The sequence below is a fragment of the Pseudophaeobacter sp. C1-32P7 genome (assembly GCF_041008775.1).
In the GTDB taxonomy this organism is placed as follows: Bacteria; Pseudomonadota; Alphaproteobacteria; order Rhodobacterales; family Rhodobacteraceae; genus Phycobacter; species Phycobacter gallaeciensis_A.
This window is the reverse complement of sequence record NZ_JAXGFR010000035.1, coordinates 1-14440: the sequence shown is the minus strand read 5'-3', so window position 1 is coordinate 14440 and position 14440 is coordinate 1. Positions and strand designations below refer to the sequence as shown.

The window sequence follows — 14440 nt, the reverse complement described above, 5'->3', positions numbered from 1 at the left end:
CCGTCAGCGATCTCGCAGATGTATTTGCCGTCTCGCGGCCTACGATCTACCGCACCCTCCAACGCACCGAGAGTGCCAATTAGCGTGCAAATATCAGTGCCATTTATCGTGAAGAGTCACAGATATCCCGGAAACCCTGCATGTGCCTTTAACCCCTCACTTGAAAATTCCGCAAATCTATAGGCGGCAGTAGGGTGCAGGTCCAGAAATTCAGCAACAAAGTTGCCGGATTGCAGGTGTAAAGGTGTTAAAGGATCATTTTGGGAGCGGGCAATGGCCGATTCTGAAAATCCGGGTCTTGAGTTGAGACATTCTGACCATCTGCGACTCTCAAAAAGGACAAAAAGGCGCGAGGGGGCCTCGCGCCTTTTTTAAAATTCGAATCATCCTGAGGTGGATTATTTCCAGCCTACCGCATCAAAGATCTTCTGTGCTTCGGGGATGTTCTTGGCCACGTCGGACAGGTTGATGTCGTCGGGTTTGAAATGGCCAAGGGCAGCGATGCTGGGGGCGAGGCCCACGCCCGGCACGGCTGGGTATTCGTCATTGCCCGCCGAGAAATACTGCTGCGCCTGATCCGAGGCGAGATACTCGAGGAACTTGATCGCGTTATCGCGGTTCGGGGCATGTGCAGCAACGCCGCCACCGGACAGGTTCATATGCGCGCCTTGTTCGTTCTGCGCCGGGAAGATCCAGCCGATCATGTCACGCGAATCGGAGAGGCCTTTGACGTCTTTGCGGATCGAGCGGGCAAAGTAATAGCTGTTCGCCACGGAAATTTCGCATTCGCCCGAAACGATACCGCGCAGCTGGTCCGTGTCACCACCTTGCGGATCACGCGCCATGTTGGCAACCACGCCTTCGGCCCAGGATTTGGCAACATCGCTGCCCTGGTGGGTGATGATCGAGGCCAGCAGGGTCTGGTTGTAGGTGTTGGTCGAGGAGCGGATACAGACCAGCCCCTTGTACGCCGGATCGGCCAGATCAAGGTAGGTCTGCGGCGGGTTGGCCACGTCAGCCTTGTCGTAGAAGATGATCCGGGCGCGCTGGGAAAAGCCGAACCACTGGTTGTCTGCGTCCTGCAGGTAACCGGGTACGCGCGCCTCCAGAACGTCGCTGTCGATGGATTGCAGCACGCCTGCATCCTTGGCGCGGGCCAGCCGCGAGGTGTCGACGGTCAGCAGGATATCGGCAGGGGAATTCTCACCCTCGGCCTGCATGCGGGCAATCAGCTCATCCGCTTTGCCTTCGATCCGGTTGATGCGGATGCCGGTTGCCTCTTCGAAGTCCGAATAAAGGCGTTCATCGGTGTCGTAATGGCGCGAGGAATAGAGGTTTACCTCTCCCTCGGCGGCGGCAGAGGTTGCAATGGTGGCGGCCAGAGCGCCTGCCAGTATCGTGGTCGCTTTCAACATGGTTACTCCCATCAAGCTTCGGTATGTCTTTCCGACTGATTTAGTCGATTATAGGATTCCGAAGCGGATGAAAACAAAAACTGACAATTTTACTTGGAGAAAATTCACGGGCTGGCTGCGGGTCAGTGGGCAAGGTCGTATCGGCTCGTTTCGGTAAGCGCCGCCGCTAAAACGCAAAAAACCGCATCCGAAGATGCGGTTTTCAAAATACGCTGTGACTGTCGTGCAGTCCCAGATCCGGTCTGGTGGATCTTAGCCCTGACGCGCTTTGAAGCGGCGCTGGGTCTTGTTGATCACGTAGACGCGGCCCTTGCGACGCACAACGCGGCAGTCACGGTGCCGGTTCTTGAGCGAGCGGAGCGAGTTCTTGACCTTCATGGTCCTTCTCCTGTTCTGCGGCGCGAACCAGCGCCTAGGTTAGCGGGTGTTCCGACCCGTGGGCCAAAACAATGAATTCATGGTGGGCGATACAAGGTTCGAACTTGTGACCCCTTCGATGTCAACGAAGTGCTCTACCGCTGAGCTAATCGCCCATGAAACCCTTGCAACATCCTGCCCCAGAAACAAACGGGGCGCGGGATGCCGCGCCGGTGAAGGGGTCTATAATAAGAGTCGCGGAGGGGTGCAAGAGCTTTTGACCCCAGAAATTTCCAGTCTATGCTGTTTTTAGATCTAAGGGGCCGGAGCCGGGATGTCCGACGCAGCATTTTCTGTCATGTCGCCGCAAAATCTGCGGTCAGCAATCGTTTTTGCATCGCCTCATAGCGGCGCCGATTACCCGCCGCAGTTCCTTGAACAATCGATTCTCGATCCGCACCGGATCCGCAGTTCCGAAGATGCCTTTGTCGACCGGCTTTTTGCTGCAGCGCCTGAATATGGTGCGCCGCTGCTAAGAGCGGTAAAGCCGCGCGCCTATCTGGATTTGAACCGCTCTCCGGAGGAGTTGGACCCAGCGCTGATCGAAGGAGTGATGCGCCGGGGCCAGAATCCCCGCGTGGCCTCGGGACTGGGGGTGATTCCCCGGGTCGTTGCGGGCGGCCAGGCGATCTACCGGGGTAAACTGCCACTGACCGAGGCCCGCAGGCGCATCGACAGCTACTGGCGCCCCTATCACCGGGCGCTGCAGGGATTGCTGGATCAGGCCCATATCGGGTTTGGCCATGCGATTCTGATCGATTGTCACTCGATGCCGCACGAGGCGCTGGAAACCATGCCCACCCGGTCGGGGCAGATGCCGGACGTGGTACTGGGGGATCGGTTTGGGGCTGCGGCGGCGGGTGAGATCGTTGATCGTGTCGAAGCCGCCTTTACCAGTGTCGGTTTGCGGGTGGCCCGCAACGCGCCCTTTGCCGGCGCCTATATTACGCAGGCCTACGGCCGCCCGTCGCGCAATCAGCACGCGATCCAGGTGGAAATCGACCGCTCTCTTTATATGGATGAGGCCACGATCCGGCCCAATGGCAATTTCGCCATCCTTCAGGACGCTTTGCGCGGTGTCATCGCAGCAATGACAGATTCGGTGCAGGAACAGCGTCCGCTTGCCGCCGAGTAAGAGCCCGCTGCGGGTCTGGGCAGGAGCGATCCTAACGCAGGGCACGCCCTTTCAGGATGGCGCCATCTCCAAACCGTTTGCGGATGGCATCGCTGGCCCGTTCGGCTCCGGCACGCTGGCTGGCCTGCGGGTCCAGAAGGTCGCCGGTCACATCGGCCTGATCGGCGGGCACCAGATCGGAAATGCCGCAGCCAAGCAGGCGATAGGGACCCTGATCGCCCACCTGATCCAACAGAGCACGTGCGGTGCGATAGATCGTATCGGCCATCTGGGTGGGGCTGCGCAGGGCGATGCGGCGGGTCAGGGCCGAATGATTGGCCCGTTTCAGTTTCAGCGTCACCACGCGCCCGGCCTTTTCCTTGGCCTTGGCCCGGTCCGAGACCTGAGTCGCCAGCCGCCACAGATGGCCGTCCAGAACCTCGGTATTGGCTGTATCCTCAAAAAACGTTGTTTCCTTGGAGATCGATTTCACTGGCGCATTGGCGGAAACGCGGCGCCGGTCCTCGCCCCGGGCCAGATGCCACAGCCGGTCCCCCATCGAGCCGAAGCGGGCGTGCAGATCTTGCCGGTCCCAGCGCAGAAGATCGGCAAATGTGCGAATCCCCGCTTTGTCCAGCGAAGCCTGTGCCGCAGGACCAATGCCCCAGATCAGCCGCACCGGTTTGTCGTGCAGGAAATCTGCGGTCTCGGATTTACCGATCACCGAAAATCCGCGCGGCTTGTCCAGATCTGAGGCAACCTTGGCCAGGAATTTGTTGTGGCTGAGGCCGATCGAGCCGGTGATTCCCAGCTCGTCCTTCATGCGTTTGACCAACCGCGCCAGCATCACGGCGGGCGGCGCCCCGTGCAGTTTTTCGGTGCCGGACAGATCCATGAAGGCTTCGTCCAGTGACAGCGGTTCCACATCCGGCGTCAACTCGTTCATCATTTCGCGCACGGCGCGGCTCACCTCGGCATAGACCTGCATCCGGGGTTTGATCACCACTGCATCGGAGCAAAGCTTCAGCGCCTGAAACATCGGCATCGCGGATTTGACGCCCCGGATACGCGCCACATAGCAGGCGGTGGAGACCACCCCGCGCCGCCCGCCGCCGATGATCACCGGCTTGTCGGCCAGCGCCGGGTCATCGCGTTTCTCAACGCTGGCATAGAAGGCATCGCAATCCATATGGGCGATGGTCAGCGAAAACAGCTCGTCATGCACCTTGACGCGCGGACTGCCGCAGGCCGGGCAACGCAGTGGGCGCCGCTGCGGCGGTGCGATCTGGCGCAGGCAGTCTCGGCACAGGGCGGAAGACTGCGAAGATGTGGATGAGGCGGGCATGGCAGGCGGGTAGGGGGCTTCGTTGAAACGGTGCAGGATGAGTGTACTCTGGCCCGGCAATATTGTCTTTAGGCCATCGCGGGGCCATGTTCATGTCATGACATTTTCAGGTGCAAAACTGGCCTTGTTTCTGGGCCAGGAAATCGTGGTCATCCTGCGCGATGACAAACCCGACATTCCCTATCCCGGTCATTGGGATCTGCCCGGCGGCGGACGGGAGCAGGAGGAAAGCCCCGAGGTTTGCGCGCTGAGAGAAACCGAGGAAGAGATCGGGCTGCAACTGGCCCCGTCTGATCTGGTCTGGTCGCGCCGCTACAGTCGACCGCGCGGATATGTCTGGTTCTTTGTCTCCCATCAGCCTGCGGGATTGGTGTCGGACATCCGATTGGGTTCGGAAGGGCAGCGGTGGGCTCTGATGGATCCGCGGGAGTATTGCGAACATCCCCTTGCTGTGCCGCATTTCGCCGAACAGCTCTCGGGCTATCTGAGCGAGGCCAGAGCTTAGCGTCGGGCGCTGTGGAGGTTTTTCAAGAAAAATCCCCCGCTCGAAACGGCGGGGGCAGGTGACGAACCTCAGGAAGAAGAGTTCGTCTGGGGAGTGTTGAGACCAGAATCGCCGATCCGACTCCCTGACGCAAATTTTGCACTTCCCCGAAATGGATGCTCTGCCACAGCCTGTGCTTTTCCGGGCACAGCTGTGTGGCGGCTCTGGGGAGGTCAGTTTTGGTATTCTAGTTAAATATTATGAGGTTGACGTTGGGTCAGGGCAGTTTTCAGGAAATTTCGGCGGGAAATGTTTTGCTGACCATGTCGTGCAAATTCTGCCTGAAAATTGGGCAAACCGCAGTGGTAAGGTTTGCCGGATGGGCGCGGCGGCCAAGACGGACGCACTGACCGCCACCCCTGATACGTTTATTGGGACTGCGTTCAGCCGCAATGCGGCTCGCTGGACTACAGGCTGCGCAGCTCGGTCAGAATGTCTTCGGCGGCCTTGCGCGGGTCTGCTGCCTTCCAGATCGGGCGACCGACAACGATGTGATCGGCGCCATCGGCAATGGCGCTGGCCGGGGTGGCAACGCGTTTCTGGTCTCCCAGATCCGCACCGGCCGGGCGCACGCCGGGGGTGACGATCAGTTTGCCCGCTGCCTCGGGCAGGGCGCGGATCAGGGCGGCTTCCTGCGGGCTGGCGATCACCCCGTCGGCTCCGGCGGCAAAGGCATTTCCTGCACGCTCCTGCACCAGATCGCGGATTTCTCCGGGTTTGATCAGCGCCCCATCAAGGTCATCGCGATCCAGCGAGGTCAGGATGGTGACGGCGAGGATCTTCATGTCCTTGCCTGCCGCGCCTTCCTTGGCTGCGCGCACCACATAGGGGTCGCCATGCACTGTCAGGAAATCCAGATCGAACTGCGCCAGCCCGCGCACGGCGTTTTCCACCGTGGCGCCGATGTCGAACAGTTTCATATCGAGGAAGATCCGCTTGCCCAGCTCCTGCTTCATCTCATTCGCCAGCGCCAGCCCGCCGCCGGTCAGCATGCCAAGACCGATCTTGTAAAAGGACACCGCATCGCCCAGCCGCTCGGCCAGTTTCAATCCTTCGATTGCGTTGGGAACGTCCATGGCAACGATCAGGCGGTCGTCGGCAATCGGGGCAGTGGCAGACATGGCGGGTCTCCGGTTTTGTGAAAACGTGACAGGGGATGCGGAATTGCGCTTTCCTAATCCGCACGGGGCGGTTGGGAAAGCCTAAAAAACAAGGCATTTGGCGCCGCGCCTGCCCATGAGAATTTGATTGAGGTCAGAGATTTTGCATCTCTTTGCGGTCAATATGCTCTTGAAGAGGGGGCGAGACCTCCCAAATTGGAGTGTGAGGCCCGGACCGGGGCGTGCCGCAAAGCGGGCGCTGCCATATTGATCGGGCGCTTGTAAAAGGAGAGAGAGATGGACTTGACCAAGTTCACTGAGCGTGCACGCGGTTTCGTGCAGGCGGCGCAGACAATTGCACTGCGCGAAGAGCACCAGCGCATGGTGCCCGAGCACCTTTTGAAAGCTTTGATGGATGACGATCAGGGGCTTGCTGCCAACCTGATCACCCGCGCGGGCGGCGATGCCACCCAGGTTGCCGGATCTGCGGATGCGGCTGTTGCCAAGTTGCCCAAGGTCAGCGGCGACGGCAGCCAGATGTATCTGGATCAGCAGACCGCCAAGGTGCTGGATGAAGCCGCCAAGATTGCCGACAAGGCAGGCGACAGTTTTGTCCCGGTCGAGCGTGTCCTGATGGCGCTTTGCATGGTGAAATCCAAGGCCAAGGACGCGCTGGAGGCAGGCAATGTTTCTGCCCAGAAGCTGAACGAGGCGATCAATGACATTCGCAAGGGCCGCACCGCCGACAGCGCCACGGCCGAAGAAGGCTATGACGCGCTGAAGAAATACGCCCGCGACCTGACCGAAGCCGCCCGCGAGGGCAAGATCGACCCGATCATTGGCCGGGACGAGGAAATCCGCCGCGCCATGCAGGTGCTGAGCCGCCGCACCAAGAACAACCCGGTGCTGATCGGTGAGCCGGGCGTCGGTAAGACTGCCATCGCCGAGGGCATGGCGCTGCGCATCGTCAATGGCGATGTGCCTGAGAGCCTGCGCGACAAGCAGCTTCTGGCGCTGGACATGGGGGCGCTGATCGCAGGTGCGAAGTACCGCGGTGAGTTTGAAGAACGCCTGAAGGCTGTTCTGACCGAAGTGACTGAAGCCGCCGGTGAGATCATCCTGTTCATCGACGAGATGCACACTCTTGTGGGGGCGGGCAAATCCGATGGTGCCATGGATGCGGCCAACCTGATCAAGCCTGCGCTTGCACGGGGTGAGCTGCACTGCATCGGCGCAACCACTCTGGATGAATACCGCAAGTATGTCGAAAAGGACGCGGCCCTTGCACGCCGGTTCCAGCCGGTGATGGTGTCCGAGCCGACGGTGGAGGACACGATTTCGATCCTGCGCGGTATCAAGGAAAAGTACGAGTTGCACCACGGTGTGCGCATCGCCGATGCGGCCCTGGTGGCGGCGGCGACCCTGTCGAACCGCTATATCACCGACCGTTTCCTGCCGGACAAGGCCATCGACCTGATGGACGAAGCCGCCAGCCGTCTGCGCATGCAGGTGGACAGCAAGCCCGAAGAGCTGGACGCGCTTGACCGCCAGATCCTGCAGATGCAGATCGAGGAAGAGGCGCTGAAGCTGGAAGACGATGCCGCCTCGCGTGATCGTCTGGAGACGCTGCAGAAAGAGCTGTCGGACCTGCAGGAGCAATCCGCAGAGATGACCGCCCAGTGGCAGGCTGAACGTGACAAGCTGGCCGGCGCCCGTGATCTGAAAGAGCAGCTCGACAAGGCGCGCGCCGAACTGGATATCGCCAAACGCGAAGGCAACCTCGCCCGTGCGGGTGAACTGTCCTATGGCGTCATCCCGGGGCTGGAAAAACAGCTGGCCGAGGCCGAGGAGAAGGAACAGCGGGGTCTGATGGTCGAAGAGGCCGTCCGCCCCGAGCAGATCGCCGGTGTTGTCGAGCGCTGGACCGGGATCCCGACCTCCAAGATGCTGGAAGGTGAGCGCGAGAAACTGCTGCGGATGGAAGACGACCTGCATGCTCGCGTGATTGGTCAGAACTCTGCCGTGACGGCGGTGGCCAATGCGGTGCGCCGGGCACGTGCGGGGCTCAACGATGAGAACCGTCCGCTTGGCAGCTTCCTGTTCCTCGGGCCGACCGGTGTCGGTAAGACCGAACTAACCAAGGCCGTGGCTGAGTTCCTTTTTGATGACGACAACGCGATGGTGCGCATCGACATGTCCGAATTCATGGAGAAACACGCGGTGGCGCGCCTGATCGGTGCTCCTCCGGGCTATGTCGGCTACGAGGAAGGTGGCGTGTTGACCGAGGCCGTGCGGCGGCGTCCTTATCAGGTGGTTCTGTTTGACGAGGTCGAAAAGGCGCATCCGGATGTGTTCAACGTGCTCTTGCAGGTTCTGGATGACGGTATGCTGACCGATGGTCAGGGCCGCACCGTGGACTTCAAGCAGACGCTGATCATCCTGACGTCGAACCTTGGCGCGCAGGCGCTGAGCCAGTTGCCCGAAGGCGCTGATGCATCGGATGCCAAGCGCGACGTTATGGATGCGGTGCGGGCGCATTTCCGCCCCGAATTCCTGAACCGTCTGGACGAGACGATCATCTTTGATCGTCTGGCTCGCGCCGATATGGACGGCATCGTCAAGATCCAGCTCAAGCGGCTTGAGAAGCGTCTGGCCGATCGCAAGATCACCCTGCAACTGGATGAAGGTGCGCAGACCTGGCTGGCCGACGAAGGCTATGATCCGGTGTTCGGTGCCCGCCCGCTGAAGCGCGTGATCCAGCGTGCCTTGCAGAACCCGCTGGCCGAATTGCTGCTGGCTGGCGATATTCGTGACGGGGACACCGTACCGGTTTCTGCCGGGGCGGATGGTCTGATCATCGGCGACCGGATCGGAACCACCGACCGGCCCAAGCCGGACGATGCCGTGGTGCACTAAGCACCCACTCGATCCTTGCGGATGAAACGCAGAAGGCCCGCCAGAGATGGCGGGCCTTTTCTATAATTCGGGCACGGGATGTTCAGAAGTCTTCCCAGGTCTCCACATTCCCCGATGTGGCTGACCGCGCTGTCGCGTTGACTGTAGCCGCCGAAGGTGTTGCGACCGGGGCCTGTGCGCGCTGGGCGGCATTGAAGCGCACCACGTTCGCGCGGCCCTCAGTCCCGGCGCCGTTGCTGGTTCTGAACTGAGCCACTTGTTGTGACAGGTTTTTAGCGTTGTTGGCCATGATCTGGCTGGCGCCGGAGGCGTCTTCGACCATTGCGGCATTGCTTTGGGTGACTTCGTCCAGCTGTCCCATGCCCATGTTGATTTCGGACAGGGTCGCGGATTGCTCCTGCGTTCCCCGTGCGATGTCGCTGACGTGGCCGGAAATCGTGCTGACGCTTTGGATGATCGATTTCAGCTCCCCGCCGGCGCGGCCGACCAGATCGACGCCCGTGACCACATGGCCCGAGCTTTCGGTGATCAGCAGCTTGATCTCTCCGGCGGCATCGGTCGACCGTTTCGCCAGCGCCCGCACCTCGGAGGCAACCACGGCAAAGCCACGGCCTGCTTCGCCGGCCCGGGCGGCTTCGACCCCGGCGTTGAGCGCAAGCAGGCTGGTCTGGAAGGAAATGTCGTCGATGACGGTCAGAATGGTTGAGATCTTTTCCGAGGAGGCGCGGATCTGATCCATCGCATCAATGGCTTCCTGCACGACGGTGCTGCTGCCCTCGGCGGTGGTCTGCGCCTCTGTCACGATTCGCTCCACATCCTGCGCGCCCTGCGCAGCGGATTTGACGGTTGTGGTCAGCTCTTCAATGGCGGCTGCGGTCTGTTCCAGGGTTGCCGCCTGGGTTTCAGTGCGCTGTGACAGTTCTGCCGAAGACTGGCTGATGCCAGTCGCTGCGTGCTCTACAGTTTCCGACACGGATTTGACCGCCGAGATGACCGTTTCCAGCTGCGTGACCGCCGCGTTGAAATTTCCGGCCACGGCGCCAAGGTCAGGAATGTCAGAGACTGGAATGCGGTGATCCAGCGCGCCGTCGCGCAGTGCGACCAGCCCGTGCGAAATATCCTGGATCGCCTTGCGGCGGTAGGTGATGTCGGTGCCCAGCTTGATGATCTTGCGCACCTGTCCCGCCGCGTCCAGAACCGGCGCAAAGGTCGCCTGGATCCAGACTTCGGTGCCTGATTTGGACCGCATGGGGAACTGGTCGGTGAAATGCTGCCCCTGTTCAAGCGCCTGCCACAACTCCCGGAACTGAGGGCCACTGGCATAGTCTGCGGAGACAAGCATTCTGTGGGCCTTACCGGTGATTTCCTGTTCGGTATAGCCGAGGGAAGAGAGAAAATTCTCGTTTGCGCGCAGGATCGTTCCGTCGGGTGTGAATTCGATGACTGCTTGTGTCTTCTCTATGGCTGCCAATGTACCCAGCAAATCGTCTTGTTCTTGTGTGCGTTCTGCAGACTTGAATTTGAAAAACATTGGACCTCTTCTTCAGCAATGCATTTCCCGGCAGGCGGGATGAAGAAGAGATATTTTCGCGGTATTAATTTAGCATGAAATTTAGTGACTTATCGAGGGCCGCCCACAGCAGCGTCCCGCCCGGAACCGGTGATCCCGGTCCCGGGCAATCTCTGTGCTGACCGCACACACACATATATATGTGTGCGACGGGGCCGCGCCTTATTCCTCGATCGCCTCGCGGGCGATGCCGTCCAGCAGTTCCTGAATCACCTGCATCTCGCCCTCGGGGAAGGCACGGAAGCCGATGGTGATCTCTTCCTCGCCGGGGATCTGGGCGACGAAGATGTCATAGGGGCAGAACATGATGTTCATCGGGTCGGCTTCCATCACCTGCCGCGACAGTTGCGCCGAGCAGAAGGAATAGACGTCAGCCTTTTCGAACAGAACGACGTCAGAGCCGACATCGGCGCGGGTGCGTTCCAGCATATCGCCCACGTGGCTGATGTGATCGACCACCAGACCGCGGTCGGTGATGGCGCTTTCCAGGCCAAAGGTCACGTCGTCAAAGGACAGCGTGGTTTTGTAGCTGACCATGCCTTCGGCCTGGGCGCTGGCGCCGAGGGACAGGGCGGTGGCCGTGGCGGCAACGGTGGCTGCGAAAAAATTCATGATATATCTCCCTTTTGTGAGCAAAGCTCGCTTGCCCGCCCCGGCGTTCCCCCTCAGTCTGGGGCAGGGCAGGCGGTGTCTGGGCCGCGCGTCTTACTGAATATATAGGTACATAGGAGTTTTTGCATGGGTATTGCGGCGAATGCCATAGAATTCCTGGCGCTTGCATTTGTTTTTGCGCTGGGGGCGGTCGGGCTGCTGTTGCTGGTCCTGTTTCTTGTGGACAGGCTTCAGACCGAGGATGCGATCCGGCGCAACTACCCTGTCATCGGACGCTTCCGGCATCTGTTCAGCACGCTAGGCGAATTCTTCCGTCAGTATTTCTTTGCCATGGATCGCGAAGAACTGCCGTTCAACCGGGCGCAGCGCGACTGGGTGAGCCGCGCCAGTGAGGGCAAGGGAAACACGGTCGCCTTCGGTTCAACCCGCAATACTTCGGTGCCGGGCACGGCGATCTTCGTCAACGCACCTTTCCCGCCCCTTGATGACCAATACGCCAGTTCCGAACCCATGGTGATCGGGGCAGGGGCACGGGTGCCCTATCTGGCGCCCTCCTTTTACAACATTTCCGGGATGAGCTACGGCGCCCTGTCACGCCCCGCTGTCCGGGCGCTCAGCCGCGGCGCGCGTGAGGCGGGGGTCTGGATGAACACCGGTGAAGGGGGGCTCAGCCCGTTTCACCTTGAGGGCGGCTGCGACATTGTTTTCCAGATCGGCACCGCGAAATACGGCGTGCGCGATGAACACGGCAACCTGAGTGATGAAAAGCTGTGCAAGGTGGCGGAACATCCGAACGTGCGGATGTTCGAACTGAAGCTGTCGCAAGGGGCCAAACCGGGTAAGGGCGGCATCCTGCCTGCGGCCAAGGTCAACGCCGAGATTGCCGAGATCCGCGGCATCCCCGAAGGCAAGGCGAGTATATCTCCCAACCGCCACCCCGAGATCGGAACGTTCGATGACCTTCTCGACATGATTTCTCATGTGCGCGAGGTCACGGGCAAGCCGGTCGGGATCAAAACGGTGGTCGGCTCCGAAGCGGTGATGCGGGAAATGTTCATGAACATCGCCTCGCGCCCGGGTGATGCGCCGGACTTCATCACCATCGATGGCGGCGAAGGTGGCACCGGCGCAGCCCCCATGCCGCTGATCGATCTGGTCGGGATGTCGGTGCGCGAGGCGCTGCCGATGGTCTGTAACCTGCGCGATGAATACGGGATGAAGGAGCGCATCCGCCTGATCGCCAGCGGCAAGCTGGTCAATCCCGGCGATGTGGCCTGGGCGCTGGCCGCGGGGGCCGATTTCGTGACCTCGGCGCGTGGCTTCATGTTCTCCCTTGGCTGTATTCAGGCGCTCAAATGCAACAAGAACACCTGCCCCACCGGTATCACCACCCATGATCCGCGCCTGCAAAAGGGCCTGGTGGTTGAGGATAAGGACAAGCGCGTGGCCCGGTTTGCCCGCGAGGTGATCCACGAGGTCGAAACCATCGCCCATTCCGTGGGGGTGGCCGAGCCGCGTCAGCTGCGGCGGCGCCACGTGCGCATCGTACAGGGGGATGGCACCTCCCGTCCGATGAACGAGATCATGCCAGGTTACAGTGCTATCGCGGAGTCGTGACAGGATATGTTTTGGTCCGTGGCCTCTCCCGCGCTAGCTCTGGTAACGAACATGGAAAAAGGAGCCCGCAATGGCACGTCGCTGGACCAATACCCTGACCGAGGCTGATATCACCCCCGAAGCGGCCTTCTGGAACCGCCGCCAGATCATGGCGGGCATGGCCGGGCTTGGGCTGAGCACGCTGGCGGGCGGCGCCAAGGCCGAGACGCTGGAGCCCAACAGCTGGGACGACGTGACCAGCTATTGCAACTTCTACGAATTCGGCACCGGCAAGGGCGATCCCGCAGCCTATGCCGGACAGATGACGACCGAACCCTGGAGCGTCCGGATCGATGGCATGGTTGACCGGCCCGGCGCCTATGACTTTCAGCAGATCCTCAGTGAGATGACGATCGAGGAACGCATCTACCGCTTCCGCTGTGTCGAGGCCTGGTCGATGGTGGTGCCCTGGAGCGGATTCGAACTGGCGGATCTTCTCAATATGGCGGGTGTGCAGGAAGGGGCGAAATACGTGGCCTTCGAAACGCTCTATCGCCCCTCGGAAATGCCGGGCACCGCCTATCGGGTTCTGGACTGGCCCTACCGCGAGGGCCTGCGCCTTGATGAGGCGATGCATCCGCTGACCCTGATGGCCACCGGCATCTTCGGCAAGCCGCTGCCAAACCAGAACGGCGCCCCCCTCCGTCTGGTGGTGCCATGGAAATACGGTTTCAAGTCGATCAAATCGGTGGTGCGCATCACTGTGACGGATCAGGAACCGCCTACCAGCTGGAACATGGCCAATGCCCGCGAATACGGATTCTACAGTAACGTGAACCCAAAGGTGGATCATCCCCGCTGGAGCCAGGCCACCGAACGGCGTATCGGCGGCGGTCTTTTTGCAGGCCGGGAGCCGACACTGATGTTCAATGGCTATGAAAAAGAGGTCGCCTCTCTTTACGAGGGGATGGATCTGGCCAAACACTTCTGATGGATGGCCTGAACCAGCTGCTGCGCCGTGTTCCGGTTTGGAGTGTCTATCTGCTGGGCCTCCTGCCGGTGCCGGGGTTGTTCTTTCTGGCCTTGACCGGTGGCCTTGGGGTCGAACCGGTCAAGGCGCTGGAGCATGAATATGGCGAACTGGCGCTGAAGTTGCTGGTGGCGGTGCTGGCGGTGACCCCCTTGCGCCGTTACGCCGGGCTGAACCTGATGCGGTTCCGCCGGGCGCTGGGGGTCCTCTCCTTTATATATGTGCTGTGCCACCTTTTGGTGTGGCTGCTGCTGGATGTGCAGATCCCATCCCAGATTCTCGCTGATATCCTGAAACGTCCCTATATCACCATCGGCATGGCGGCCTTTGTGCTGCTCCTGCCGCTCGCGGTGACATCGAACAATGCTTCTGTGCGCCGACTCGGTCCGCGCTGGCGCATTCTGCATCGCCTGACCTATCCGGCCATTGCCCTTGGGGCGCTGCACTATGTGATGCTGGTCAAAGGGTTTCAGATCGAACCGCTGGCCTATCTGGCCGTGATTCTTACGCTTCTGGCCCTGCGCCTGCCCGTAATCCGCAGAAAAGCCACCACCTGATCGTGCCTCAGGCCCATCAAATCGCTTAAAACATGGGCGCATGAAGGTTTTTTGAAAAAACCGCCCGGAATCGAAAATTTCTGCTTGCGCCCTCCGGCCCTTAGGACTAGAACCCCCTTCACCGGCGGCGCTGAGGCGCTACGGGGCGCGGCGGAGACGCTGATGACGGATCGGAAAGACGGTTGAGACGCTCAGGAGAGACTGAGGCATCTTTGAGGATGAGG

The 14440-nt window shown here is 60.7% G+C and carries 12 protein-coding genes and 1 tRNA gene; 6 read left to right on the top strand and 7 right to left on the bottom strand.

The features are described 5' to 3' along the window. Window positions 1–398: 398 nt before the first annotated feature. From SM763_RS22985 to SM763_RS22975, 3 genes are all read right to left on the bottom strand, one after another. A complete protein-coding gene (locus SM763_RS22985; protein WP_065271778.1) occupies window positions 399–1415 on the bottom strand; it encodes a Fe(3+) ABC transporter substrate-binding protein in 1017 nt (338 codons plus the stop codon). A 252-nt stretch (window positions 1416–1667) separates the two neighbouring features. Further along, complete coding sequence (gene ykgO / locus SM763_RS22980; protein WP_008562923.1) at window positions 1668–1793, bottom strand: type B 50S ribosomal protein L36; 126 nt, start codon at window positions 1791–1793, stop codon at window positions 1668–1670. 80 nt (window positions 1794–1873) lie between these two features. Continuing rightward, window positions 1874–1948: transfer RNA gene (locus SM763_RS22975), tRNA-Val, on the bottom strand. Between the two features lie 158 nt (window positions 1949–2106). Here SM763_RS22975 and SM763_RS22970 point away from each other — a divergent pair. After that, a complete protein-coding gene (locus SM763_RS22970; RefSeq protein WP_274833033.1) occupies window positions 2107–2967 on the top strand; it encodes an N-formylglutamate amidohydrolase in 861 nt (286 codons plus the stop codon). A gap of 31 nt (window positions 2968–2998) precedes the next feature. Here the strand turns inward: SM763_RS22970 and SM763_RS22965 are convergent, their stop codons facing one another. Continuing rightward, window positions 2999–4291, bottom strand: coding sequence for a DNA polymerase IV (locus tag SM763_RS22965; protein ID WP_368999891.1), 1293 nt, complete (start codon window positions 4289–4291; stop codon window positions 2999–3001). 97 nt (window positions 4292–4388) lie between these two features. On the opposite strand from SM763_RS22965, the gene SM763_RS22960 reads away from it, so the two are divergent. Then, complete coding sequence (locus SM763_RS22960; RefSeq protein ID WP_274833032.1) at window positions 4389–4796, top strand: NUDIX hydrolase; 408 nt, start codon at window positions 4389–4391, stop codon at window positions 4794–4796. A 446-nt stretch (window positions 4797–5242) separates the two neighbouring features. Here SM763_RS22960 and pyrF read toward each other — a convergent pair whose 3' ends face one another. After that, window positions 5243–5956: an orotidine-5'-phosphate decarboxylase gene (gene pyrF / locus SM763_RS22955; protein ID WP_368999890.1), complete on the bottom strand. Its 714-nt coding sequence runs from the start codon at window positions 5954–5956 to the stop codon at window positions 5243–5245. 276 nt (window positions 5957–6232) lie between these two features. Here pyrF and clpB point away from each other — a divergent pair, with 276 nt between their 5' ends. Further along, entirely contained in the window at window positions 6233–8851 is a 2619-nt protein-coding gene (clpB, locus tag SM763_RS22950; protein WP_368999889.1) for an ATP-dependent chaperone ClpB, read from the top strand. Between the two features lie 82 nt (window positions 8852–8933). Here the strand turns inward: clpB and SM763_RS22945 are convergent, their stop codons facing one another. Both SM763_RS22945 and SM763_RS22940 read right to left on the bottom strand, forming a co-directional pair. Continuing rightward, window positions 8934–10382 carry a methyl-accepting chemotaxis protein gene (locus SM763_RS22945; protein WP_368999888.1) on the bottom strand — a complete coding sequence of 483 codons (1449 nt, stop codon included), beginning with the start codon at window positions 10380–10382 and terminating at the stop codon, window positions 8934–8936. A 201-nt stretch (window positions 10383–10583) separates the two neighbouring features. Then, entirely contained in the window at window positions 10584–11033 is a 450-nt protein-coding gene (locus SM763_RS22940; RefSeq protein ID WP_065271772.1) for a DUF302 domain-containing protein, read from the bottom strand. Between the two features lie 126 nt (window positions 11034–11159). Here SM763_RS22940 and SM763_RS22935 point away from each other — a divergent pair, with 126 nt between their 5' ends. The 3 genes from SM763_RS22935 to msrQ all read left to right on the top strand — a co-directional run bounded on the left by SM763_RS22935 (window position 11160) and on the right by msrQ (window position 14216). Beyond that, window positions 11160–12650, top strand: coding sequence for an FMN-binding glutamate synthase family protein (locus tag SM763_RS22935; protein WP_368999887.1), 1491 nt, complete (start codon window positions 11160–11162; stop codon window positions 12648–12650). Window positions 12651–12720: 70 nt separating this feature from the next. Continuing rightward, window positions 12721–13620, top strand: coding sequence for a protein-methionine-sulfoxide reductase catalytic subunit MsrP (msrP, locus tag SM763_RS22930; RefSeq protein ID WP_368999886.1), 900 nt, complete (start codon window positions 12721–12723; stop codon window positions 13618–13620). Then, window positions 13620–14216: a protein-methionine-sulfoxide reductase heme-binding subunit MsrQ gene (msrQ, locus tag SM763_RS22925; RefSeq protein WP_368999885.1), complete on the top strand. Its 597-nt coding sequence runs from the start codon at window positions 13620–13622 to the stop codon at window positions 14214–14216. The genes msrP and msrQ overlap by 1 nt, the downstream gene beginning before the upstream one ends. Window positions 14217–14440 lie beyond the last annotated feature (224 nt).